This is a genomic window from Photobacterium sp. 53610, assembly GCF_036409375.1.
GTDB lineage: Bacteria > Pseudomonadota > Gammaproteobacteria > Enterobacterales > Vibrionaceae > Photobacterium.
The window spans coordinates 455263-480128 of sequence record NZ_JAXOFS010000001.1; the positions used below are offsets into that span (position 1 = coordinate 455263).

Here is a 24866-nt window from a genome sequence, read left to right on the forward strand (position 1 = left end):
CATTTCAAGTTAACGAGTAGAATAGCCGCCACTAACAGATAACAATCGGTTTTACATGACACAAGTTAACGATCAATCCACTTGGGATACGTTTAAACGACTCTGGCCTTCTATCAGTTTATATAAGACGGGGCTGATTGCCGCCGTTATCGCTCTGGTTGTCAATGCTGCCAGTGACGCACTGATGCTGTCGATGATCAAACCGTTGATGGACGAAAGTTTTGGCGGTCTGAACAGCGTGGAATCCAATTTCCTGGCAATGATGCCTTTTTATCTTCTTGGGTTGATGTTGGTTCGCGGATTGAGCGGCTTTGTTTCAACTTACTGTCTGTCCTGGGTGTCGGGCAACGTGGTGATGAATATGCGTCGCCAGGTGTTTAACCATTTCATGAAAATGCCGGTCAGCTTTTTTGATAAGGAATCGTCCGGTGCGCTGCTTTCCCGCATTACCTATGACAGCGAGCAGGTTGCTTCAGCAACCAGTGGCGCGCTGGTCAGCCTGGTCCGAGAAGGGGCAACCATCATTGCCTTAATGACCATGATGTTCTGGAACAGCTGGCAACTCTCCGCCATCTTACTGGTGATTGCGCCTGTGGTCGCCGTCAGTATCCGGATCGTCTCCAAGCGTTTTCGCCGCATTTCCAAAAACATGCAGGACACCATGGGGTCGGTCACTTCATCTGCCGAACAGATGCTGAAAGGACACAAAGTTGTGCTGAGCTACGGTGGTCAGCATGTTGAGCAATCCCGCTTTGAGAAAGTCAGTAACAGTATGCGTCAGCAAACCATGAAGCTGGTTTCTGCGCAGGCGATCGCCAACCCGGTTATTCAGATTATTGCGTCGATGGCTCTGGTTGCTGTGCTGCTGCTGGCTAATACAGAAAGCCTGCGCAGCGAACTGACACCGGGAACTTTTGCGCTGGTATTTGGTGCGATGTTCGGCATGATGCGTCCGTTAAAAGCGCTGACCAATGTAACGTCTCAGTTCCAGCGTGGTATGGCCGCCTGTCAGACCCTGTTTGGCCTGATGGAAATGGAAACTGAAAAAGATCACGGTACATACGTTGCTGAACGTGTAAAAGGGGATGTCACTTTCAAAGACGTGACCTTCACTTATCCGACTAAAGACACCCCCGCACTTCGTCAGGTCAGCTTTGATCTCCCTGCCGGTAAAACGCTGGCACTGGTCGGCCGCTCCGGTTCAGGAAAAAGTACTATTGCGAACCTGCTGACACGTTTCTATGACATCGATTCCGGTGTTATTACCATCGATGGCCGTGATATTCACGAATACAAGCTGGCCAATCTGCGTGATCAGGTCGCGATTGTCTCCCAGAATGTCCACCTGTTTAACGACTCGATTGCCAACAATATCGCATATGCCAGCGGCGATCGTTACAGCCGCGCAGATATTGAAAAAGCGGCTGAACTGGCTTTTGCCATGGACTTCATTCAAGGCATGGAACAAGGTCTGGATACGGTTATCGGTGAAAACGGTGTCAGCTTGTCCGGTGGTCAGCGTCAGCGTATCGCCATTGCCCGTGCACTGCTGCGTGATGCGCCTATTCTGATTCTGGATGAGGCAACTTCGGCGCTGGATACGGAATCTGAGCGTGCGATTCAGGCGGCACTGGATGAGCTGCAGAAAGACAAAACGGTTCTGGTGATTGCACACCGTCTGTCGACGATCGAGAATGCTGATGAAATTCTGGTGGTGGATGAAGGTGAAATCATTGAGCGCGGTGTGCATGCGCAGTTGCTGGAAAAAGACGGCGCCTATGCACAGCTGCATCGCATTCAGTTTGGCGACTGAGCAGGCACCTCATGGCGAACCTGATCGAAAAAATCTGGTTTGAGCGCCACCCGGCCGGGTGGGCGCTTGCACCCGTGTTCTGGCCATTGAGCAAGCTCTTTGGCTGGCTGAGCCGGTCCCGCCGGCAGGCTTATCAGAACGGAAAGAAGCAGGCTTACCGCGCCTGTGTACCTGTGGTGGTTGTGGGTAATATTACCGCCGGAGGTAATGGCAAGACTCCGGTGGTGATTTGGCTGGTCGAGCAGCTTCAGGCTCAGGGCATGAAAGTCGGCGTGGTCTCCCGTGGCTATGGTGGTAAATCTGCACATTATCCGTTGCGGCTGACCGCACAGACAACCACGGCTGAAGCCGGTGATGAGCCTGTGCTGATCGCGCGTCGTACCGGCGCTCCGGTCGTGGTGGCGCCTCAACGATCTGAAGCGGTCAAGATGCTGGAAAATGAGGTCGATGTGATTATCACGGATGACGGTCTTCAGCATTATGCCCTCAACAGGGACATCGAAATTGTCGTAATTGACGGCAAGCGCCGTTTTGGCAATGAAATGCTTATTCCAATGGGGCCGCTCCGTGAATCGTGTGACAGACTGAAGGAAGTTGATTTCCTGATCTGTAACGGCGGAGATGCCAAGCCGGGTGAAATCAGTATGCAGCTGGAGCCCGAAATGATGGTGAATCTCGTGACAGGGGAACATCGCCCCGCAGAACGTTTGCAGGATGTTGTTGCAATGGCGGGTATCGGTCATCCGCCCCGTTTTTTCGCTACACTGAACGCATTAGGACTGACCCCTGTCCATTGCCAGTCTTTTCCGGATCATCAGCCGTATACAGTTGAAGCATTGAGCGAGCTGGAGAAGTTGGGCCAGCATCTGGTGATGACGGAAAAAGATGCGGTGAAATGTCAGGATTTCGCTCAGCCAAACTGGTGGTATCTGCCTGTCAGAGCCCGGTTGTCTGAACCGGAGTCGACAGAATTGTTGAATCAAATTAAAAAAGTGAAGGAAGAATATGGATCATCGTCTGCTTGAAATCGTTGCTTGCCCGGTATGTAAAGGCAAACTGCACTTTGATAAAGACAATCATGAGCTGATCTGCAAATTTGATCGTCTGGCTTATCCGATCAAAGACGGCATCCCGGTTCTTCTGGAGCCAGAAGCACGGACTCTGAGTGCGGAAGAGGTGATGTAATGTCATTTACGGTCATTATTCCGGCTCGCTATCAATCGTCACGTCTGCCGGGTAAACCGTTGGCTGATATTGCCGGAAAGCCGATGATCCAATGGGTCTACGAGCAGGCCAGCAAAGCAGGCGCAAAACAGGTGATTGTTGCAACAGATGATCAGCGTATTGCGGATACTGTGAAAGGCTTTGGTGGCGAGGTCTGCATGACGCGGGCTGATCATGATTCAGGGACTGAGCGTCTGGCCGAGGTGGTCGAAAAGTATCAGCTCGCTGCAGATGAAATTGTCGTGAATGTGCAGGGGGATGAGCCTTTAATTCCGCCGAGCATTATTCGTCAGGTAGCGGATAACCTTGCACACAGTATCGCGCCGATGGCGACACTGGCCGTTGAAATTGACCATGCTGATGAAGTCTTTAACCCGAATGCGGTGAAAGTTGTCACGGACAAAAATGGTTACGCGCTTTATTTCAGCCGTGCATCGATTCCATGGGATCGCGATAACTTCGCAAAACGCCCGCAGGAGATTCATCAGAACCTGCTGCGTCACATTGGGATTTATGCCTACCGGGCGGGTTTCATCAACACTTACATCCATTGGGAGCCCAGCACACTCGAGAAGATCGAGTCGCTGGAGCAACTGCGTGTGCTCTGGCATGGTGAGAAAATCCATGTCGATGTCGCGATTGAGCCGCCGCCAGCTGGTGTAGACACACCGGAAGATCTGGAAAAAGTCCGTTTGCTGATTCAGTAAACACGACATTCAACAGCCGGTCATCAGACCGGCTTTTTGCACGTCTTGACCATTCATATACAACCATTCTTAGCAACTGATTTCACATCAGTGACTCATGGTGCAGATTTCTCCTTTTTATTCGTTATAAAATAAGTCGCTTATCAGGTGGCGGTGTTGGACTTGTGATTGCTCCGATGCTTTACCCAAATCTGACGCTTCATATGGCGACAAATGCAGGTTAACGATGGAAAAGATTTCTCGGAGAGGTTTACTGAAAGGTGCTGTGATTGCCGGTGTTGCGGGTGCCACAGGCGCGTGGTGGCTCAATGCCGGGCAAACGCCGAAGGAGGCTTTGGACAACATGTTCAATGATGCTTTAACGGATCTGCCTGCCGCATCAATTAGCGCCGCTTTGATCAAAAATGGCCAGATGGTTTGGGGAAAAGGTTTTGGTTATCAAAACTTGGATAGCGGCGTGCCTGCAACGCTGGATAGTATCTGGCCGTCACTGGGTTCAGTCTCTAAATTGATCACCTGGACAGCCTTGATGCAACTGGTGGAAAACGGCAAGGTTGATCTGCATGGTGATGTCAGTGGTTATTTTGGCTTTCCGTTGAGAAATCCTGATTATCCGGAAACACCGATTACGCCTTATCATCTGCTCACGCACAGTTCTTCTTTGTCGACTCGAAGGATGACGTCAGCGCCGGACAGTATGGCCGATTTTTTCTGCTCGGCAGAAGGAGGGACATTAAAGGATTGGGTCGACACAAACATTGCCCCGGACGGTTTGAAAACCGATCTGAAAAAAGTGTTTGATCCCTATCGGCCCGGTGATTTCCCACAGTTGACTGCAGATCCACTGGGTGTGATTTCCGGCTACTCAAATCTGAATGCGATGGTGGCGGCATACCTCATTGAGCAGGTCAGCCAGATGTCTTTTGAATCCTATACTCGTCGTTTTATTTTTGAACCCATCTCGGCCACAGACATGGCGTGGACTACGAGTACCTTGGATCAACAACGGCTGATAACACCTTACGAAGCGAAGCGTAGCCCGCGGACACCTGTCATGGCGGTCTATACCAATACCATGAGAGAGAAAGGTTACCTGAGTTCTGTCGAAGTACAGATGAATCGTGACGAAGCCTATTATGCCTTTACCCAATGTGAATATGATTCGCCATTTAATGCTGCGGGCTTGCTCGGGAGTTCAACAGTATCACTGGTCTCTTTTCTGTGTGCTTTTCTGCCTTCTAATCATGCGGCACAGCCTTTACTCAAAGTGGAGACCATGCAGCAATTATGGCAAATGCAGCGTCTGGATCCACTCACCGGGAGTGCTATTGGCCTGGGATGGTTTCGATTCCCATGGGGCAGGAATGAAGTTTTTTGGGGACATGACGGCGGCGGACCGGGAATTTTATCCCGAGTCATGATTGATCCTTATTCTGGTGATGGGCTGGTTTTGTTGCTGAATAACTTCTTTATAGATTTCAGAAAGCGTGCCGCGTTGCTCGATCAGCTGGTGAAAATGCTGAAGAAGTTCTAGCCGGAAATTGTCCTGAATTTCATTCAATCCCGGAGGCGTATTGCCTCCGGTCGCGTTTGGGTTGATATGAATCTTCCGGTATCAGAAGAAACCCAGCGGATTCACATCGTAGCTCACCAGCAGGTTTTTGGTGTTCTGATAGTGATCCAGCATCATCTTGTGGGTTTCACGGCCAATCCCGGATTTCTTATAGCCGCCAAAGGCTGCATGAGCGGGGTAGGCGTGGTAGCAGTTGACCCAGATCCGGCCAGCTTCGATTTGCCGGCCCATGCGATAAGCGCGGTTGGCGTCCCGGGTCCACACCCCGGCCCCTAAGCCGTATTCGGTGTCATTGGCAATCGCCAGCGCCTCGGCTTCATCTTTGAAAGTGGTTATTGCAATCACAGGGCCGAAGATTTCTTCCTGAAACACCCGCATTTTATTGTGACCTTTCAGCATGGTCGGTGCGATGTAATAGCCGGATGCAATCTCTCCGGACTGCACTGCCACATCACCGCCCAGTAAGACTTCAGCACCTTCCTGACGGCCGATTTCGAGATAGCTCAGGATTTTGTCGAACTGCTCCTGAGATGCCTGCGCGCCGACCTGAGTGTCGGTATCCAGAGGGTTCCCCTGTTTAATGGTGCTGGCTCGTTCAATGACTTTGGTGATGAACTTGTCGTAAACCGATTCCTGCACCAGAACCCGGCTCGGACAGGTGCAGACTTCTCCCTGATTGAAGAAGGCCAGCAGCAAACCTTCGACACATTTATCCAGATAGGCATCTTCGTGATCGAAAATGTCTTCAAAGTAAACATTCGGTGATTTCCCGCCCAGCTCAACGGTGGACGGGATCAGGTTTTCTGCGGCGCATTTCAGAATGTGATGACCCACATCCGTCGAACCGGTAAAGGCCAGCTTGGCGATGCGTTTGCTGGTTGCCAGTGCCTGACCGGCTTCGCTGCCGAAGCCGTTGACGACGTTCACGACACCGGCCGGAATCAAGTCACCGATGGTTTCCAGCAGCACCAGAATGGAGGTTGGCGTCTGTTCGGCGGGCTTCAGAACCACACAGCATCCGGCGGCCATGGCTGGTGCCAGCTTCCACGCGGCCATCAGCATCGGGAAGTTCCAGGGAATAATCTGGCCGACCACGCCCACAGGTTCCGGAAAATGGTAGCTGGCGGTGTTGGCATCTAATTCAGCGGCGGTGCCTTCCTGTGCCCGGATACAACCGGCGAAGTAACGGAAATGATCGACGACCAGCGGCAGATCAGCTGCCAGAGTTTCACGTACGGGTTTGCCGTTTTCCCAGCACTCAGCAATGGCCAGCATTTCGAGGTTGGCTTCAATTCGGTCGGCAATTTTCAGCAGAATATTGGAACGCTCGGTCACACTGGTCGTGGCCCATTTGACACGCGCTTCATGGGCCGCATCCAGTGCCAGTTCAATATCGGCCGCACCGGAACGGGCAACCTGACAATAGGCCTTGCCATTGACCGGTGACACATTGTCGAAGTATTGGCCGGAGACAGGTTTGACCCATGCACCGCCAATGTAATTGTCGTAATGGGATTTGAATTGGATGAGCGCGTCAGCGGAACCCGGTTGAGCGTAGATCATAGCAATATCCTTTTCCTGTTGTTTCAAACCTTGACGAATCACCCGTCTTTTCAATGCGATAGACAAAAGGGTGATGTTTGTTTTCCCGATTCACAACGCAAGTTGCGGGCCAACGCGGCGGGCTTGTTGTTAAATAAATGTAAAGCTATGATGAATCGAATATTATTAAAAACGGTGCCGCTTCGGGCGCTGAACTGTTGTCCGCTGCCAGTGTTCCATTCTTTCTCAGAGAGGGATGGAACACTGTCCCAAAATGGAACACTTGATCATGCCGACACTTGCAAGCCGGGATCCCGCCGACTGGCTGTCCGAATCATGGCACCGATGCCAGATTGCCGGGCTGAGAGAGAGCCAGCTGCCTGAAAATATCCGTCTGGAACACACACAGCTGGATGAGCGTCGCTCAGATGCTGCTGATTTGATTGCAGCCGTCGAACATAAGGCGGTGCCATTGTTCAATCAGGTTTTTGCCGGAACCAACAGCCGGTTGCTGCTGGGCGACACCGAAGGGGTGATTATCAAGTCCTGGGGGCAGTCCCGATTCGAGCAGCGATTAACCGGCATTGCGCTTGAGTCCGGTGTGTGCTGGCAAGAGCGGTTGAAAGGGACGAATGCCATCGGCAATGCACTCACCGAAAAACAGTTCATTACTGTGGTCGGTGATCAGCATTTCATTCGCCAGCACCGTTTTATCAGTTGCTCGGCAGGGCCGGTTTTCAGTCCGTCTGGTGAGCTGATTGGGGTGCTGGATATTACCAGCGAACAGCAGGTGCACTCCGACCAGACCCGGCTGTTTGTTCAGCATATGGTGCAACAAGTGGAAAATATGTTGTTGTGTCAGTTGCCGGAAGCCAGCATACGCATTGATCTGGCGTGCGATCAGACTTTGTTGCACACCGGCTGGCAGGGCATTCTGGTGGCCAATGAACAAGGGAAGATTCTGGCTTATAACAGTGTTGCCGAGCGCTTGCTGGGTCAACGTCCTGTGCTGGGCCGTGATATTGATGCGCTGGTGGCGTCCCGGCGGAGTACCCGGCATGCCCTGCCACTGGTTTTTCAGCGGAAAATGATGAAACCGGCACAGAAAAAAAACAGCATCTCATCTCGTCAGTTATGGTCACCGGCCTGCCCGTTGCATCATGGTGATGACCGGGTTGAACTGGCCTGGCAGCAAGCCTGTAAACTGATTGATAAAGGCGTTAACTTGTTGGTGCTGGGTGAAACCGGTGTCGGGAAAGGGGAGTTCGTCAAACAGCTCCATCAGCACAGTGCCAGACGGCATGCCCCTCTGGTTTCCGTGAACTGTGGTGCGCTGCCGCAAAATCTGATTGAGTCTGAGTTGTTTGGGTATGTGCCAGGCGCTTTTACCGGTGCCAGCCGACAGGGGCAGCAAGGACGGATCCGACAGGCGGATCAGGGGATTTTGTTTCTGGATGAAATTGCTGAATTGCCATTATCCGCCCAAACCCGTCTGCTGCATGTTTTGCAGGAAAAAGAAGTGATGCCAGTGGGGGCAACCCAGCCTGTGAAAGTGGACATCCGGATTATTGCCGCGACCCATAAAGACCTGGCCCAAGCGGTTGCAGAAGGGCAGTTCCGGGAAGATTTGTATTACCGGCTTAATGGCCTGATCCTCAGTTTACCGCCATTGCGGGAGCGGCAGGACAAAGCCGAACTGATCGAGGCGATTTTGCTGCAATACAGTGATGCGACCTTGCAGATTTGCTCTGAGTTATCAGACCGGCTGGCCGGATATCACTGGCCCGGGAATATTCGAGAACTGGACAATATGCTGAAAGTGGCCGCAGCGCTGGCAGAAGGCGAGCCGGTTCTGACGTTGGCACATTTACCGCAGCATTTCGCGACTCAATTACCATCTGCGGCCAATACAAGTGATGCCCCTCAGCAGACGAAAAAACTCGAAGCTGCAATTTCGGGCACTTTACTGGAAACCTATCAGGCCAATCACGGCAATATTTCCCGGACTGCAAAGATATTGGGTATCAGCCGCAATACCCTGTATCGCCGTCTGCGTAAGCTGGGTATTCAGGTGTAGTCAGTGACAAAAAAGAAACGCCAGACAAGAAACAGCCCGGCCAAATGACCGGGCTGTTTCGTTCTCAGGGGAGGTTTCAGAGCATGAATCTCTGAGCGTTAAGCGTTGACGCGCTCACCGCTGATTTCTTCATCCTGCTCGAAAACGCTGTGGTCAGCCTGACCCAGTACCCGGGAGGTGATTGTGCCGGCAGTCATCGAACCGCTCACGTTCACGGCGGTACGGCCCATATCAATCAGGGGTTCGATTGAAATCAGCAGACCCGCCAGAGCAACCGGCATATCCAGCGCAGACAGAACAATCAGTGCAGCAAAGGTCGCGCCGCCGCCTACACCGGCAATACCGAATGAGCTGATGGTGACAATTGCGATCAGCGTCAGCATGAAGCCAGGATCCATTGGGTTGATGCCGATGGTTGGCGCAATCATCACAGCCAGCATGGCAGGATAAAGACCGGCACAGCCGTTCTGGCCCATGGTGGCACCGAATGAAGCCGAGAAGTTTGAAACAGCTTCGCCATTCCCCAGTTTTTTGACCTGCGTTTCAATGTTCAGGGGCAGGGTGCCTGCACTGGAACGGGAAGTGAACGCGAATGTCAGGACTGGCAGAATCTTTTTCAGGAAGCGGATCGGGTTGACACCAATGCCGGACACCAGCAGCAGGTGCATCACCAGGATCAGTCCCAGACCGACGTAGGAGGCAACGACAAAGTTCAGCAGGTTCAGGATGTCGCTGTAGTTAGAACCGGCAACCACTTTGGTCATCAGGGCCAGCACGCCATACGGGGTGAGCGCCAGTACCATACGTACCAGCGTCCGGACCACTTCTTGTGCCACATTGACGAATGTTTCCAGGCTCTTGCCCAGTTCCGGCTGCGTGCGGATAACCGTCAGGCTGGCAACACCAACAAAAGCCGAGAAAATTACGACTGCGATGGTGGATGTCGGGCGGCTACCCGCGAGATCAGCAAACGGGTTGGCCGGGAAGAAAGAAATAATCATGTCCGCCAGGGACAGCGTTTCAACTGATGTCAGGCGCGTTTGCAATGCTTCGCCACGCGCAATTTCACGGGCACCCTGAACAATGCCTTCGGCACTCAGGCCAAATAGGTTGCTGACCAGAATACCAATCAGCGCAGAGGCCGCTGTCGTTGCCAGCAGGATACCAATGCTCAGACCGGCAATTTTGCCCAGTGAGCCTGCGTTTTTCACTTTCACAATGGCTGCAATAATGGAAACCATGATCAGCGGCATCACAATCATTTTCAGCAGGCTGACATAACCAGAACCAACAATGCCGACATATTTCAGCGTTGTGGCGATGGTGTCATTCCCTTCACCATAGAAAAACTGCAGTGCAGCACCAAACACAACACCCAGCCCAAGGCCAGTGAACACACGTTTGGACAGTGTTTGCTCACGTTTCTGCTGTTGAACCAGCAAGGCGATCAGCAGTGCAAAAATCGCCAGATTGATGACCAGATACATATTTCTCTCTACTTAAAGGGGTTCAGTCTGTATGGAATGTCGCACAGGGCAGTGCGCAGAACTGTATAAAATTTTCCTGCATCATAGGGATTAAGCGACGCAGAAGAAATGGCTGCTCATTACTTTGACTATTCAAAAATGGAACATGTTAAAACCAAACAGAATATGGATGCATTCATGTTCAAGTTGAAGTAAAAAAGCGCTTTTTTGGGGAGGAGCAGCCAGGAAGTACCTGGCTGTGAGTTGGTCGGGCTGAAGGGATCAGGCGGTCGTGTCTTCAGAGACAGGCTGAACCACATTCACGGGACCGGCGCTGTCGGCCATGTCACGCAGTTTTTGCCACCACTGGCCGAGGGTTTCATGCCAGAAGCGTTCGGTCTGCTCGAGGTACTGTGCTTTCGGCGCGTACTTCAGCCATGGCTGGTGAATTTTATTGCTGGCCAGAAAATTGGTCGGGGCCGGAATCGGGTCCAGGCCTGCCAGTTTAAATTCTGTGATAGCGCGCGGCATGTGACTGGCAGAGGTCACCAGAACCAGGCTTCGTTTCCCGACCACCGAAGCGGCCTGGAAGGCTTCTTCCCAGGTATCTTTGGCCGTTTCAAGCAGCAGGACGTCCAGTTTGTTCACGCCCAGGGCCGTTGCGACTTTCGCCATCATCCGTGCCTGGCTGATCTCCGTTCCGCCGTCATACCCGGAGAGGATAATTTTAGAGCCCGGAGAGAGGTTGTGAATGCGGATTGCTTCTGCCAGACGCATCAGAGAAGCGCGGGACAGTTCCGAGGTCATTGGTAACTCTTTGTCGACCACATGACTGTTGCCCAGCACCATGATGTAATCAACCGGTTGTCCGGATGGAATATAGCCTTTGTATTCTCGCTCCAGCGGTCTGAGCAGATGGGTCGAGATAGGCTGGAATGCCACCAGGAAAATACCTAGCAGGGAGATGCTCAGCAGCCAGGAGGCCAGTTTCTGTCGGCGTGTAAACCAAAGTACCATCAGACCGGTAACACCGATAATCAGCAGCAGTGGCAGAGGCATCAGAAAAGCCGACAAGATTTTTTTCAGTTCAAACATATCAGGTCGTCCGAAATTTCAGCAATTGAGCTTGAAAACGTGCTCCAAGCCTTTATTCCTCTAAAGCTTGTGACACAATAAGCGTCTGACAAGAACGCTATCATAACGAAAACTGACGTGATCAGAGACCGAAATTTTGATGATTTAGCCCAAAAGTTCTCAGAAAACATCTACGGTACAGCAAAAGGGCTGATCCGTCAGACTGTCGTATGGCAAGATTTGGAGCAGATTTTACATACCCTTGACGTGGCTTCGGCCAGTCAGGGCGCATCATTGCACGTCCTGGATGCCGGTGGTGGCATGGGGCAGCTCTCGCAGTTGATTGCGAAACTGGGTCACCGGATTACTTTATGTGATCTTTCTGGAGAAATGCTGAAACTGGCCCGCGAGGAAATTGCTAAAAATGGCTTGCTTGAGCAATATCGACTGGTTCACTGTCCGGTACAGCAGATCGATGAATATCTGGATGAGCCTGTTGATTTGATTCTGTTCCATGCCGTGATGGAATGGCTGACAGACCCGCGCGCAGCGCTGGAAACGCTGATGAATCAGGTCAAACCGGGCGGGATCATCTCCGTGATGTTTTACAACTATAACGGCCTGATGTTTAAGAACCTGATTTGCGGCAACCTGACCCATGTTGAACAGGGCATGCCTCACCGAAAACGATTTAAGCTTCAGCCGCAATCGGCACAGAAGCCTGAAGAGGTGTATGCCTGGCTCACGGAAGGCGGTTTTAACATTTTAGGCAAAACCGGTGTGCGGACTTTTCACGACTATATGCGGACCAGCCGTGTCGGTGAATTCAGTCTGGAACAATTGCTGGCGATGGAGCAGAAAATCTGCCGTCAGGAACCGTATTTATCGTTGGGGCGCTATATTCACGTTTACGCCCAAAAGCCGTTGCAGTAAGCAAATGACTTCTTTGTCTGTTGCATGCAATAAATCTAACAAATAAGGACAACGGATGAGTGACCAATCCCAGACCGTTCCTGAGCTGGTGACGTGGGTGAAACAGCATGAATTCGCCCTGAACCTGTCCACGGAAAGGCTGGCATTTTTACTGGCGGTTGCTGTATTGAGCGGCGAGCGCCTGGATGAAGAGCTGGGGGAAGGTGAACTGGTTGATGCGTTCAAAATTGTGAGCGATCTGTTTGACCAGTCGAAAGACACCCTGGTGTTTCGTGCCAACAATGCAATCAATGAGCTGGTACGTCAGCGTTTGATTTCCCGTTTTACCAGCGAAATGACCGAAGGTGCAAATATTTACCGGCTCAGTCCGCTGGCGCTGGGGATTGCCGATTATTACTCACGCCATCGTGAGTTTTCATCGATGAAGCTGTCGATTCAGCTTGCCATGGTGGCCGATGAATTGAACAAGGCAGCGGTCGCGGCCCATGAAGGCGGCGATGACAAGCACTGGAAATTGAACGTTTATGCGGTGCTGAAATATTCAGTCGCTGAGATTTTCGATCGGATTGATCTCAACCAGCGCACCATGGACGAGCAACAGCAGCAGGTCAAACAAGACATTGCTGAGCTGCTGAACCAGGACTGGCGCGCGGCGATTACGAACTGTGAAAGCCTGCTGAATGAAACCTCCAGCACCCTGCGTGAACTTCAGGATACCCTTCAGGCGGCGGGAGACCAACTGCAAACTCAGCTTCTGGCCATTCAGGATGCGGTCGTTTCCGAACCTGAGCTGGATCTGGCGTATATCGACGGCATGGTGTATTCCCTGCAAGCCAAGCTGGACCGCATTATTAATTGGGGGCAGCAGGCGATAGACCTGTGGATCGGATATGACCGTCATGTGCATAAGTTCATCCGTACCGCTATCGATATGGATAAAAACAGGGCCTTCAGTCAGCGCCTGCGCCAGTCTGTCGCAGAATTTTTTGATGCGCCCTGGCAGCTGACTTATGCGGACGCCGAGCGTCTGCTGGATATGCGTGATGAGGAACTGGTCCTGCGTGATGACGAAGTGACCGGGATCGTCCCTGATTCGGTGGAATTTGAAGAACTGAGTCAGGTCAATGATCAGCTCTCCGAAAAAATTGCCGCCATGCTGGATATCCATAAATCACAGGGAACTGCGATCAATCTGGGTTCTGTGATCCGGGAGTATCTGGCCCAGCATCCGCATGCTCAACATTTTGATTTAGCTCGTATTATTGTCGATCAGGCCGTGAGATTAGGCTATTCAGAGTCTGACTTCACCGCCATCCAGCCTGACTGGGAACTGATCAACGACTACGGAGCCAAGGTACAAGCCAATGTCATTGACAAATATTGAAGAATTTATGCCAGAGAATCTGGCAAAGGCCATCGCCAACCCATTGTTTCCGGCACTGGATAACGCCCTGCGCTCTGGTCGTCATGTTTCCAGCGAAGATCTGGATAACCATGCGTTCCTGCTGGAATTCGAGCAGGACCTGATGCTGTTCTACAAGCGCTATAACGCGGAACTGGTGCGCGCACCGGAAGGTTTCTTTTACCTGCGTCCGCGCTCAACATCTCTGATCAGCCGATCGGTTTTGTCTGAACTGGATATGCTGGTGGGCAAAGTCCTGTGTTTCCTGTACCTGAGCCCGGAACGACTGGCGCATGAAGGCATCTTCACCAATCAGGAACTCTTTGATGAACTTCTGTCACTGGCAGACGAAAAGAAGCTGATGAAGCTGGTGACCAACCGTGCCACGGGTTCAGACCTGGATCGCGAAAAGCTGTTCGACAAAGTCAAAACCTCTCTGCGCCGTATGCGTCGTCTGGGGATGGTCATTATGCTGGGTGATTCCGGTAAATTCCGGATTAGCGAAGCCGTATTCCGCTTTGGTGCGGATGTGCGGACCAGCGAAGACATTCGTGAAGCTCAGCTGCGCTTGATCCGCGACGGTGAAGCTGTGGTGCATCAGCAGCCACCAACACAATCCAGCCTGATTGATGAGATGCAGGGCGAGGATTCAGAAAGCGAAGAACAAACGGAGCAGGAGGAGCAAGCCTGATGGAGCGCGGTAAGTATCAGTCTCTGACCATGGTCAACTGGAACGGCTTCTTTGCCCGTACCTTTGATATTGACCAACTGGTGACCACACTTTCCGGCGGTAACGGTGCGGGTAAATCCACCACCATGGCCGCTTTTATCACGTCTCTGATCCCGGATCAGAGCCTGCTGCATTTCCGGAATACCACAGAAGCGGGCAGTTCGTCTGCCTCCCGTGACAAAGGTCTGCACGGTAAGCTGAAGCCGGGCGCCTGTTATTCAGCACTGGATGTGGTGAACTCGAAAAACCAGCGCGTGATTTTTGCAGTGAAGCTGCAACAGGTCGCGGGCCGGGATAAGAAAGTCGATATCAAACCTTTCCTGATTCAGGGGCTGCCGGCAGCGGTGAAACCAACGGATGTGCTGATGGAAACCCTGTCTGAGAATCAGGCGCGGATCCGTCAGCTCAATGAAGTGAAAGACGCGGTTTCTCAGTATGAAGGCGTGCAGTTTAAAACCTTCAGCTCAGTTACGGACTATCACACTCAGATGTTTGAGTTTGGTGTGCTGCCGAAGAAACTGCGCAACAGCACGGATCGCTCAAAATTCTACCGTCTGATTGAAGCCTCTCTGTACGGCGGTATTTCCAGTGCAATTACCCGTTCTCTGCGCGACTACCTGCTGCCGCATAACTCCGGCGTGAAAAAAGCATTCCAGGATATGGAAGCGGCGCTGCGTGAAAACCGCATGACACTGGAAGCGATCAAAGTCACTCAGAATGACCGCGATCTGTTCAAGCACCTAATCACCGAAGCAACCAACTATGTTGCTGCGGACTATATGCGTCATGCCAATGAGCGCCGCTCCAAACTGGAGCAGACGCTGAACCTGCGTGGCGAACTGCTGGGTTCCCGCAATACGCTGATTGATCAGCAGCAGGTGTTCAGCAATATGTCGCAGGAACTGGACGAGCTGAAAGACAACGAAAGTGCACTAGAGCAGGATCATCAGGCCGCTTCTGACCACCTGCAACTGGTTCAGACGGCGGTTCGTCAGCAGGAAAAAATTGAGCGCTATCGTGACGATCTGCTCGAGCTGACAGAACGCCTGGAAGAGCAGGTGATGATTGTCGAGGAAGCGGCAGAGCAGCTGGCGATGGTCGAAGAACAGGCCATGCTGAGTGAAGAAGAAGTGGACAGCCTGAAGTCTCAGCTGGCCGATTACCAGCAGGCGCTGGACACGCAGCAAACCCGTGCACTTCAATATCAGCAGGCGGTTCAGGCACTGGAGAAAGCCCGCGCGATTACCGGCGATACTGAGCTGGATAAAGACAATGCCAATGAACTGCTGAGCCATTTAAAGCAGCAGCAAGAGGGGAAAACGACCGCTCTGCTGGCGCTGAAACACAAACTGGATATGTCAGCGGCGGCGGCACAGCAGTTTGAGAAAGGTCTGCAACTGGTGATCACTATTGCCGGTGCTGTGGATCGCGCTTCAGCCGGTCAGAAAGCCCGTGAATTGCTGGCTACCGGCCGTGAGATGCGCATGATTGCCCAGCGCAGCGAGCAGCTGAGTGCGCAATACCGCGATCTGGAACGCAATATGCGACACCAGCGTCAGGCGCAGGAGCTGGCTGATACCTATACCAAACGCTTTGCGGTTGAACTGGATAGTGAACTTGCACTGGCAGAAGAACAGGCCCGCCACGAAGCCACGCTGGAAAGTCTGGAACAAAACCAGTCTGAACTGGTGGAAAAACGCAGTGAACTGCGCCGTCAGGAGCAGCAGCTGTCCCAGCAAATGACAGAGCTGGAAGGCAAGGCGCCGGCCTGGATTGCAGCCAGTGATGCGCTGGAAAAACTGGCGGAGCAGTCCGGTCAGGATCTGTATGACAGTCAGGCGGTGATGACAGCCATGCATCAGACGCTGGAAGCCGAGCGTGAAGCGATTCATACCCGTGACAAACTGGCGATCCGCAAGCAGGACGTTGAGCATGAAATCGAGCCTCTGGCGCTACCGGGCGGGAGTGATGACTCACGTCTGCGTGTGATTGCGGAAGTGCTTGGCGGCACTCTGCTGTCTGAAATTTATGATGACATCACCATTGATGATGCGCCGTATTTCAGTGCCATGTATGGCCCGGCCCGTCATGCGATCGTTGTTCAGGATCTGCAGGCGGTGCGAGAAAAACTGGCGGAGCTGGATGACTGCCCGGATGATCTTTATATCATCGAAGGGGATGCCGACTCGTTTGACGACAGCAGCTTTGTGGTTGATGAGCTGGAAGGCGCCGTCTGTGTTCAGCTGAACGAACAACAGTTGCGTTATTCACGTTTCCCGAAAGTCCCGTTGTTTGGCCGCGCGGCCCGTGAACAGCGTCTGGAAATACTGCGTGAAGAACGGGATCAGGTTGTTGAAGATCACGCCAAGGCATCCTTTGATGCACAGAAACTGCAGCGTTTGTATCAGAGCTTTAATGCCTTTGTTGCCAGTCATCTGGCCGTCGCTTTTGATGCGGATCCGGAAGAAGCCATTCGCGTCGCCCGCGAGCAACGGAACCAGATTCAGCGTCAGCTGGGTGATACCGAAGCGACCGAACAGCAGCAGCGCAGTCAGCTGACGGCAGCGCGTGAAGGTCTGTCTCTGCTGGCGAAACTGCAGCCTGTCGTTGGCATGCTGGAAGATGACACACTGGCAGCACGACTGGAAGAGGTTGAGCAGCAACTGTCTCAAATCGACGAAGCACGTCATTATCTGGAGCGTCACGGTAAAGCGTTGGATGAACTGGAAGGTCTGGTGTCTGCACTGGATGCTGACCCGGAGCGTTTCGATGCGATGCAGAGCGAATACCAGGAAGCCGATCAGGCGCTGCAAACGCTGAAGAGTCAGATCTTTGCCCTGTCGGATCTGGTCGAGCGCCGTCACCACTTTGGCTATGCCGACGCGGTTGAGCTGCTGAGCAAGAGCTCTGAGCTGAACGAACAGCTCAAATCGAAACTGGAAGCGGCAGAACGTGAACGGACGCGTCAGCGTGAAAACCTGAAGCAGTCGCAGACGCAGAATAACCAATACAACCAGCTGCTGGCCTCGCTGAAGAGTTCGCATCAGGCGAAGCTGGAGACGGTTCAGGAATTTGAACGTGAATTGCAGGAACTGGGTGTCCGTGCGGATGTGGAAGCGGAAGAACGCGCCCGTCTGCGCCGTGACGAACTGCACGAGCGCCTGCACAGCTCACGCAACCGTCGCAGTGAACTGGAAAAAGCGACCACTTCGCTGGAACTGGAAATGCGCGGGCTGGTGAAGCGTCTGCGGAAAGTCGAGAAAGACTATGCCGACCTGCGTACGCTGGTGGTGAACACTAAAGCAGGCTGGTGTGCGGTCCTGCGTCTGGCACGTGAAAGCGATGTCGAACGTCGTCTGCACCGCCGTGAAATGGCATACATGAGTGCCGATGAGCTGCGTTCGCTGTCGGATAAAGCATTGGGTGCACTGCGTCTGGCTGTTTCGGATAATGAGACCCTGCGCGATGCGCTGCGTCAGTCGGAAGATGTTTCCCGTCCGGAGCGTAAGGTTCTCTTCTATATTGCCGTGTATCAGCACCTGCGTGAGCGGATCCGTCACGACATTATCCGTACCGATGATCCGGTGGAAGCCATCGAAGAGATGGAAGTGGAACTGGCGCGTCTGACGGAAGAGCTGACTGCCCGTGAAAAACGTCTGGCGATCAGTTCAGACAGCGTGGCGAACATTATCCGCAAGACCATCATGCGTGAGCAGAACCGGATCAAGATGCTGAACCAGGGCCTGCAGAATATCAGCTTTGGTCAGGTGAAAGGCGTGCGTCTGAACGTCAATGTCCGCGAAACTCACGAAGCATTGCTGGCGGGTCTGTCTGAGCAGCAGGAGCAGCATCAGGATCTGTTCGGAAATAACCGACTCACGTTCTCTGAAGCAATTGCCAAGCTGTTCCAGCGTCTGAACCCGCATATTGATATGGGTCAGCGTTCGCCGCAGACCTTGGGTGAAGAGCTGCTGGATTACCGGAATTATCTTGAGCTGAGCATCGAGGTTAACCGGGGTACGGATGGCTGGCTGCAGGCCGAGTCGGGTGCACTGTCGACCGGTGAAGCGATTGGTACAGGCCAGGCGATTCTGCTGATGGTTGTGCAGAGCTGGGAAGAAGAAGCCCGCCGTCTGCGCGGGAAAGATATCATCCCGTGCCGTCTGCTGTTCCTGGATGAGGCAGCGCGTCTGGATGCTAAGTCAATTGCCACCCTGTTCGAGCTGTGTGAACGTCTGGACATGCAGTTGCTGATTGCAGCACCGGAAAACATCAGTCCGGAGAAGGGGACGACCTACAAGCTGGTGCGGAAGATCTTTAAAGATCGTGAACACGTCCATGTCGTCGGCCTGCGTGGCTTTGGTCAGGAACCGAAAACCATTGAGGCGGAAACCGGACGGCAACTGGAACTGGATCCGGCCTGATCAGGTCTCATCGGCAAGTGAGAAAAACCAGCATGGAAACATGCTGGTTTTTTTATGCCTGAAAGGGCTGGGGTCAGGACAGATGATTTTGAGGGGCAGTGCCGACAGCGGATCAGGCCATCAGAAACTTATATCCCAGAGAACACATCAAAAGCGTGAGCGACAGGGACAAGATTTTGCGAACCATCCCGGGACCATATTTCATGGCGGATGCACTGCCTAAATGATTGCCCAGAAGGTTCATCAGCACTAAGGGGACAGCCAGCAGGTACAGCACATTGCCTGAAATCATGAAGGCGATCAGTGCGCCGATATTGGATGAAAAGTTAAACAGCTTCGAGGTCGCTGAGGCAGAGACCAAATCAAATCTGAGCATGTAATGCAGCGCCAGAATCAAAAAACTGCCTGTCCCGGGTCCGAAGAAACCATCATAAAAACCAATGATAAAGACGACGATCGGAACACCGAGCAGCAATACGGTTGCGTTAACCGGCTGTGAAGCATCAATCGTCTCTTTTTTCGGGAGAAAGGACAGCAGAATCCCAACCGGTAACATAGCGAGAATAATTTTGCCGATGGTGTCCGGGTCAAAGTACAAAATGGCCTGTGCGCCGGCATAAGCGCCGATGAGTCCGGCTGGGATACCGGTTGCCACTGCAGTCCAGATGACTTTCCGGTTCTGCACAAAGTTACGGATGGCTGCAATGGTGCCTAAGGTGCTGACAATTTTCTCCTGACCCAGTGCGACTTGCGGGGGTAAACCCGCAAGAATGAATGAAGGCACAAGGATCAGCCCGCCGCCGCCAGCGACGCTGTCGATAAATCCGGCGGCCAGTGCAGCGAGCATTAAAGCACCAATAATCCACAAAGAGAGGTCATTCAGGAATAGATCCATTGGTTACCCTTCTTCATGAACCGAGGCGAATGAGGTTTTGTATGACTGAATCAGGACGGAGGTATCCATGCGGCCCAGACCCTGCTGGATCAGTTGCTGGTAGCGTTGATTCACATCCTGTGTCATCGGCAGCGCCAGGCCGTTGCGCTCAGCTTCTTCCAGACAAATCAGCAGATCTTTGCGCATCCAGTCAATGGCAAAGCCAAAGTCGAAGGAATCCGCTGCCATGGTGACGGCACGGTTTGCCATTTGCCAGGAGCCTGCAGCCCCCTGCGTCAGTGCACTGGTGACCTGCGCGATATCCAGATCGGACTTTTCTGCCAGCAGCAGGGCTTCGCTCAGACCTTGCAGCACACCGGCAATACAGATTTGGTTCACCATCTTGCACCGCTGGCCCTGTCCGTGACCGCCCAGCAGCACAGCATGTTTTGCGTAGGCACGGATCACTTCAGCGACCCGGTCATAAACCGCGGCTTCACCGCCGCACATCACCGTGAGCGCGCCGTTTTCAGCCCCCGCCTGACCTCCGGAAACCGGTGCATCGATGAAATGGACGCCTTTTTCTTTACTGGCCCGGGCGAGTTCAGTGGCTAAATGAGCCGATGTTGTGGTGTGGTCGACTAAAATACTGCCCGGTTTCATTGAAGAGAGTACACCGGTCTCGCCATAGATAACGCTCCGGACATCGTCATCATTCCCCACACAGACAAACACCATATCGCTGTTGTGAGCTGCTTCCTTCGGTGTCTGAGCCGATTGTCCGGCGTATGTCCGGGCCCAGTGCTCAGCTTTTTCGCCTGTGCGGTTATACACAGTGACCTGATGACCGGCGCGGGACAAATGCCCGGCCATTGGGTAGCCCATCACGCCTAAACCGATAAATGCGACTTTGTTTCCTTCCATGATTATCTCCCGTCCCCCAGACTCTGGGTCAATATGGTTTAAATGATATATGTCAAACCCAAGCGCACTGACAACAGCCTCAGCTGTTCCCGACTGTATGAAAGCGGCATGTGGCGTTGTTGGATCATGACATGATGTAATTTGCGCAACGGGGTGACTTTAATGAATTCAATTGACATATGTCAATATGTGGGTATCAAATTATTTTAATCGTGATTAAACTAAGGAGCTTTGAAATCAGATGGTCACCTCATGGAGTTTGGGCGTGAGTGAAAACAAGTTCAGGCAGATTGCCAGTGCAATAGAGTCGAGAATTGACAGTGGTCAGTACCCGCCGAATTCAAGACTGCCAACGCATCGTGATTTGGCTGAAGAACTGGAAACAACCCCCGCAACAGTGGCGAAAGCCTATAAACTGCTGGTCGAAAAGAACTACGTGGAATCTTTCGTAGGGCGGGGCACCTTTGTAAAAGGGAACACTGAATTGGGTCAGGTGATTCAGGCACCAGACCTTGAAACCGTCTATAACTTTTCCATTCTTCAGCCCTGTCTGGCACAGAGTCTGCCCTGGCTACAGGCGGCGTTCACACAGGCTTCAAACAAACTGAGTACCGATTTGATCGGTTATACAGAATTTTCCGGCCATCAGGCGCACCGTGCTGCGGGTGTCCAGTGGGCGGCCCGCTACGGGCTGGAAAAAGGAACCCCAGAAAATACGCTGCTGGTGGATGGGGCGCAGAATGCGCTGTCATTGCTGATCATCGCGCTGACAAAGCCCGGCGACACGATTGCGGTTGAAAGGCTGACTTACCCCGGGATTCTGGCGATTGCCAGTTTGCTGGGACGGCGGGTCGTCGGCGTCGACATGGATGATGAAGGCATGATGCCGGAACATCTCAAAGCTGTCATCAGGCATGATAAACCGAAGCTGGTGGTCACGATCCCTTCACATCAGAACCCGACAGGGGTGACGATGCCTGAAGCACGCCGGAAGCAGATAGCAGACGTCATTGCAGCATCAGATGTGTGGCTGGTGGAAGATGACGTTTATGCTTTCTTGAACAGTGAGACGATACCGGCGATTTGTAACTGGATCCCCGAGCAATCTTTCCATATCACCAGTTTGTCGAAAGCGATCAGTCCTGCATTACGCTGCGGATTTATCAAAGTTCCGGACAGTCAGGTGGCCGCCATGAATGCTCATATCCGGGCCAATATCTGGTTGTCTTCACCTATCAACTATATTGCTGCTGCGGAGATGATCACCAATGGCAGCGCCTTCCATGTGGCCGGGCTGCAGCAGCAAATTGCCAGACAGCGGCAGCAGATTGCGCAGTCGGTCCTGAGTGTGCCTTATACAACATCTCACGGATATCATATCTGGCTGCCTTTACCGGACGGCTGGCGGGCCGAGCGCTTTGTGATGGAAGCGAAAAGCCGGGATCTGATTGTCAGCAGCGGCAGTTATTTTTGTCCGGACTCAAAAGAATCTGATCACATCCGGTTATCTCTGATGTCAGTTTCTTCTGATCAGAAGCTGGAAGAGGGTTTAAGTAAACTCGACCAGTTACTGCAGTCTGAAATCAATACCCTGTTTCATTTCTAGCGTTTATTCTCCTTCCTGTATCGGCCCTCAGTATTGAGGGCCGTTGCTCACTTCATCTGAATTCTCATTGTTTATCCATAGCCGTTGACTTTTTTTGTTCCCAATTTTGTCTTGTTCCTAAGACCCCTTTCTCAATCGTTAGTGTCGCTGACGATAGCGCTTTTCGCTGTGACTGAGTGCCTAGAATTTTAGTGTTGGAGTCGGCCATCTGACTAATCACTCAATACTAAAGCGAAGCCTGGCGGCCGTGATTGAGTGTAGAAAAACGATTCATTCAGTTTTGTCGTAGGGGTAATGACATGAAAAATATAATTCTTTTAATGCTCGCTATGATGGCAGTGGCGGGCTGTAGTGATTCAGGCAGTGCGGACAATGCTGCGAATACACCATTGGACTCTGATGGTCAGCAGGAAGTACCTGTCACCATCGAGGTTCCGGAGAACCCGGATACGGATCCAGGCGATCCTTCTGACCCGAGCAATCCGGGCAACGGTTATGATGGCCCCCGTAAAGTCTGTCTGGCGATTACGGGTCTGGAGCTGAAAGGAAGCAGCGGCAATATTATTGAATACACCAATGAGGTCATTCAGCAGGCTCTGGAATCTGATCCGGACTGCGTGCCGCCATCCGATATTGTGAAAGATGCATTGCCCGAGGGCATGGTACTGGTCGATCTGCTGCACATGAGTAATGATCTGGTGTACTTGCTGAAAGGCGTCGGTTTACCGGTCGATGATTATGTCAGCGTGACGCTGAAAATTAATGATCAGGGCACCTATGGCGGTTTCGACATCGACTTTGACGGTGATGTGGACATCAGCTCAGGCAGTCCTTATTCCTATGTGCAGGAATATGACGGCGATTACAAAGCGGTCGATTTGGGCGGTAAGCTGGAATTTGCCGGCTTTAACCTGAAAGACAAATATGGTTATCCGCAAACCTATTCCATGATGATTGACCCGTACAGCGCACTGGAAATGAAAGACAACGGCGCGTATGGCCTGACCGGCAAGGGGATGTGGTTGGTCAATAAGCTTGATGCGGTCGATATTGTGGGGGACGTGCTGGACTCGGCTTGTGTCGAAGATGCAATGAAGCTGATTTATCTGTTCAAGTCAGATTCTGAAGGACCAAGTTCAGGTGGTGATCCAGACTACATTACCATGGCCAATGATGACGGCGACGGTACATACTCTTACGGCATGTCCAGTATTCCGAAAGGGTATTACGACTTCGAAATCATGTGTGATGTAGACGATGCGATCCCTGAGTTCTCCGGCTATGGTAAGTATGATGTTGAAGTCACCGATAATGCGTCGGGTAACTACGACCTTTATGATTCAATGAATTAAAGATGCTGCTGTTGCATGAACCGAACCAACCGGCCAACTTTGTTTGGCCGGTTTGCTGTTGAGGCGTACACTGAATACTCCCTGAACACTCAGATGATCATGCTGTACATGTGAGTTTTTAGCTTTTGTAGCAAGATCAATATCTCATTTTTGCGCAAAAATTATCTGAATCGTTGGATATCAACTCTTTGATTCTTGTGATTTTTGTCGCAAATGTCGCTGTTTTCATCCCTTCCTGCCCAGCTTTTGCTGGTTGTTTTTTAACCTCCGATTCATTACATTCCTTCTGCATCGCGTATTGGAAACAAAGAGAAACAGCTATGACATTCAGTGGCAAACTGCTTTCACCGGCATCGAACGGACTCACTTCTTTCAAAAAATTTGCATTCAGTTCAGTGCTTGGTCTGGCTGTGTTCGGGTACGGCATTCACCCGGCACAGGCATCTGTGACAACGAAGCCAACAAATCATTTGGAGTCTACGTTGAAGTACGTAGAGCTGGAGGCTCAGGAAGGCGATAAAAATATGCAGCTTTTCCTGGGGCGCGCCTATCTGGAAGGTAAAAGCGGAGTTGAAGCGGATCCGCTGAAGGGTCTGTACTGGCTGGAGCAGGCTTCGGTGGATATGCCCGAAGTGAAAACCATGATTGGTGATCTGTTCAAGAACGGTCAGTTAGTGCCACAGGACAGCGAACTGGCGGTGCACTGGTACACGAAAGCCGCAAATGAAGGTGACATTCCGGCGATGGAAGAGCTGGGAATGTTCTATGCCTCAGGTGCGGATGGTCAGGTGGACTGCGGTAAAGCCATTCACTGGTTTACTCAGGCATCGAACGGCGGTTCACTGGATTCGAAACGTAATCTGGTCTGGTTGTATGCAACCTGTAAAGATGAAAAAGCACGTGATGGTCATCTGGCGCTGAAACTGGCAAAACAGGTGATCAGTAAAACCAGTCCTGATGCAGGTGATTACGACAACCTCGCCGCTGCATATGCTGCCTGCGGTCAGTTCCTACAGGCTGTCAGAGCCCAGCAAATTGCGTTGGATAAGCTGGAGCAGGATGTTGAGGCACAGCGAATTGCGAAATTCACACAGCGTTTGAAGCTGTATCAGCAAAATCAGACGATTTACAGTGCTTCACTGTAA

Annotated in this window: 18 protein-coding genes; 13 read left to right on the plus strand and 5 right to left on the minus strand. The window is 52.2% G+C overall.

Annotation, left to right across the window (positions count from 1 at the left end):
• Window positions 1–55: 55 nt before the first annotated feature.
• From msbA to SPK40_RS02160, 5 genes are all read left to right on the plus strand, one after another.
• Window positions 56–1813, plus strand: coding sequence for a lipid A ABC transporter ATP-binding protein/permease MsbA (msbA, locus tag SPK40_RS02140; protein WP_330959260.1), 1758 nt, complete (start codon window positions 56–58; stop codon window positions 1811–1813).
• Between the two features lie 11 nt (window positions 1814–1824).
• Window positions 1825–2838 carry a tetraacyldisaccharide 4'-kinase gene (gene lpxK, locus SPK40_RS02145; protein ID WP_330959261.1) on the plus strand — a complete coding sequence of 338 codons (1014 nt, stop codon included), beginning with the start codon at window positions 1825–1827 and terminating at the stop codon, window positions 2836–2838.
• Complete coding sequence (locus SPK40_RS02150) at window positions 2819–2998, plus strand: Trm112 family protein (RefSeq protein WP_248140634.1); 180 nt, start codon at window positions 2819–2821, stop codon at window positions 2996–2998. The genes lpxK and SPK40_RS02150 overlap by 20 nt, the downstream gene beginning before the upstream one ends.
• Entirely contained in the window at window positions 2998–3744 is a 747-nt protein-coding gene (kdsB, locus tag SPK40_RS02155; RefSeq protein WP_248140633.1) for a 3-deoxy-manno-octulosonate cytidylyltransferase, read from the plus strand. Before SPK40_RS02150 ends, kdsB begins: the two co-directional genes overlap by 1 nt.
• Window positions 3745–3970: 226 nt before the next feature.
• Window positions 3971–5278 (plus strand): serine hydrolase domain-containing protein, encoded by a 1308-nt coding sequence (locus SPK40_RS02160; protein ID WP_330959262.1) that lies wholly within the window; start codon window positions 3971–3973, stop codon window positions 5276–5278.
• Between the two features lie 81 nt (window positions 5279–5359).
• Here SPK40_RS02160 and exaC read toward each other — a convergent pair whose 3' ends face one another.
• The gene (gene exaC, locus SPK40_RS02165) at window positions 5360–6880 is read right to left on the minus strand and encodes an acetaldehyde dehydrogenase ExaC (RefSeq protein WP_330959263.1); all 1521 of its coding nucleotides are present in this window, start codon (window positions 6878–6880) and stop codon (window positions 5360–5362) included.
• 268 nt (window positions 6881–7148) lie between these two features.
• On the opposite strand from exaC, the gene SPK40_RS02170 reads away from it, so the two are divergent.
• Entirely contained in the window at window positions 7149–8936 is a 1788-nt protein-coding gene (locus tag SPK40_RS02170; RefSeq protein WP_330959264.1) for a sigma-54-dependent Fis family transcriptional regulator, read from the plus strand.
• A gap of 98 nt (window positions 8937–9034) precedes the next feature.
• Here the strand turns inward: SPK40_RS02170 and SPK40_RS02175 are convergent, their stop codons facing one another.
• Both SPK40_RS02175 and elyC read right to left on the minus strand, forming a co-directional pair.
• On the minus strand, window positions 9035–10423 hold the full coding sequence (locus tag SPK40_RS02175) for an L-cystine transporter (protein ID WP_248140629.1): 1389 nt from the start codon (window positions 10421–10423) through the stop codon (window positions 9035–9037).
• Between the two features lie 261 nt (window positions 10424–10684).
• Window positions 10685–11497 carry an envelope biogenesis factor ElyC gene (gene elyC / locus SPK40_RS02180; protein WP_248140628.1) on the minus strand — a complete coding sequence of 271 codons (813 nt, stop codon included), beginning with the start codon at window positions 11495–11497 and terminating at the stop codon, window positions 10685–10687.
• A gap of 117 nt (window positions 11498–11614) precedes the next feature.
• Between elyC and cmoM the strand changes: the two genes are divergently transcribed.
• The 4 genes from cmoM to mukB are packed head-to-tail and all read left to right on the plus strand — an operon-like array spanning window position 11615 to window position 18965.
• Window positions 11615–12409: a tRNA uridine 5-oxyacetic acid(34) methyltransferase CmoM gene (gene cmoM / locus SPK40_RS02185; RefSeq protein WP_248140627.1), complete on the plus strand. Its 795-nt coding sequence runs from the start codon at window positions 11615–11617 to the stop codon at window positions 12407–12409.
• Between the two features lie 55 nt (window positions 12410–12464).
• Entirely contained in the window at window positions 12465–13793 is a 1329-nt protein-coding gene (gene mukF, locus SPK40_RS02190; protein ID WP_248140626.1) for a chromosome partition protein MukF, read from the plus strand.
• Window positions 13774–14502, plus strand: a complete 729-nt coding sequence (gene mukE / locus SPK40_RS02195; protein ID WP_248140625.1) for a chromosome partition protein MukE — start codon at window positions 13774–13776, stop codon at window positions 14500–14502. Before mukF ends, mukE begins: the two co-directional genes overlap by 20 nt.
• Window positions 14502–18965: a chromosome partition protein MukB gene (mukB, locus tag SPK40_RS02200; RefSeq protein ID WP_330959265.1), complete on the plus strand. Its 4464-nt coding sequence runs from the start codon at window positions 14502–14504 to the stop codon at window positions 18963–18965. The genes mukE and mukB overlap by 1 nt, the downstream gene beginning before the upstream one ends.
• A 112-nt stretch (window positions 18966–19077) precedes the next feature.
• Here mukB and SPK40_RS02205 read toward each other — a convergent pair whose 3' ends face one another.
• A complete protein-coding gene (locus tag SPK40_RS02205) occupies window positions 19078–19860 on the minus strand; it encodes a sulfite exporter TauE/SafE family protein (RefSeq protein ID WP_330959266.1) in 783 nt (260 codons plus the stop codon).
• Window positions 19861–19863: 3 nt separating this feature from the next.
• Window positions 19864–20763 carry an NAD(P)-dependent oxidoreductase gene (locus tag SPK40_RS02210; protein WP_330959267.1) on the minus strand — a complete coding sequence of 300 codons (900 nt, stop codon included), beginning with the start codon at window positions 20761–20763 and terminating at the stop codon, window positions 19864–19866.
• Between the two features lie 265 nt (window positions 20764–21028).
• Here SPK40_RS02210 and SPK40_RS02215 point away from each other — a divergent pair, with 265 nt between their 5' ends.
• From SPK40_RS02215 to SPK40_RS02225, 3 genes are all read left to right on the plus strand, one after another.
• The gene (locus SPK40_RS02215; RefSeq protein ID WP_330959268.1) at window positions 21029–22369 is read left to right on the plus strand and encodes an aminotransferase-like domain-containing protein; all 1341 of its coding nucleotides are present in this window, start codon (window positions 21029–21031) and stop codon (window positions 22367–22369) included.
• A gap of 299 nt (window positions 22370–22668) precedes the next feature.
• Window positions 22669–23721, plus strand: a complete 1053-nt coding sequence (locus SPK40_RS02220) for a hypothetical protein (protein WP_248140620.1) — start codon at window positions 22669–22671, stop codon at window positions 23719–23721.
• Between the two features lie 320 nt (window positions 23722–24041).
• Window positions 24042–24866, plus strand: coding sequence for a tetratricopeptide repeat protein (locus SPK40_RS02225; protein WP_248140619.1), 825 nt, complete (start codon window positions 24042–24044; stop codon window positions 24864–24866).

Excerpts from the sequence above, each read along its gene's own strand:
- msbA (WP_330959260.1), top strand. The coding sequence starts at position 56 with ATGACACAAGTTAACGATCAATCCACTTGGGATACGTTTAAACGACTC.
- lpxK (WP_330959261.1), top strand. The coding sequence starts at position 1,825 with ATGGCGAACCTGATCGAAAAAATCTGGTTTGAGCGCCACCCGGCCGGG.
- SPK40_RS02150 (WP_248140634.1), top strand. The coding sequence starts at position 2,819 with ATGGATCATCGTCTGCTTGAAATCGTTGCTTGCCCGGTATGTAAAGGC.
- kdsB (WP_248140633.1), top strand. The coding sequence starts at position 2,998 with ATGTCATTTACGGTCATTATTCCGGCTCGCTATCAATCGTCACGTCTG.
- SPK40_RS02160 (WP_330959262.1), top strand. The coding sequence starts at position 3,971 with ATGGAAAAGATTTCTCGGAGAGGTTTACTGAAAGGTGCTGTGATTGCC.
- exaC (WP_330959263.1), bottom strand. The coding sequence starts at position 6,880 with ATGATCTACGCTCAACCGGGTTCCGCTGACGCGCTCATCCAATTCAAA.
- SPK40_RS02170 (WP_330959264.1), top strand. The coding sequence starts at position 7,149 with ATGCCGACACTTGCAAGCCGGGATCCCGCCGACTGGCTGTCCGAATCA.
- SPK40_RS02175 (WP_248140629.1), bottom strand. The coding sequence starts at position 10,423 with ATGTATCTGGTCATCAATCTGGCGATTTTTGCACTGCTGATCGCCTTG.
- elyC (WP_248140628.1), bottom strand. The coding sequence starts at position 11,497 with ATGTTTGAACTGAAAAAAATCTTGTCGGCTTTTCTGATGCCTCTGCCA.
- mukF (WP_248140626.1), top strand. The coding sequence starts at position 12,465 with ATGAGTGACCAATCCCAGACCGTTCCTGAGCTGGTGACGTGGGTGAAA.
- mukE (WP_248140625.1), top strand. The coding sequence starts at position 13,774 with ATGTCATTGACAAATATTGAAGAATTTATGCCAGAGAATCTGGCAAAG.
- mukB (WP_330959265.1), top strand. The coding sequence starts at position 14,502 with ATGGAGCGCGGTAAGTATCAGTCTCTGACCATGGTCAACTGGAACGGC.
- SPK40_RS02205 (WP_330959266.1), bottom strand. The coding sequence starts at position 19,860 with ATGGATCTATTCCTGAATGACCTCTCTTTGTGGATTATTGGTGCTTTA.
- SPK40_RS02210 (WP_330959267.1), bottom strand. The coding sequence starts at position 20,763 with ATGGAAGGAAACAAAGTCGCATTTATCGGTTTAGGCGTGATGGGCTAC.
- SPK40_RS02220 (WP_248140620.1), top strand. The coding sequence starts at position 22,669 with ATGAAAAATATAATTCTTTTAATGCTCGCTATGATGGCAGTGGCGGGC.
- SPK40_RS02225 (WP_248140619.1), top strand. The coding sequence starts at position 24,042 with ATGACATTCAGTGGCAAACTGCTTTCACCGGCATCGAACGGACTCACT.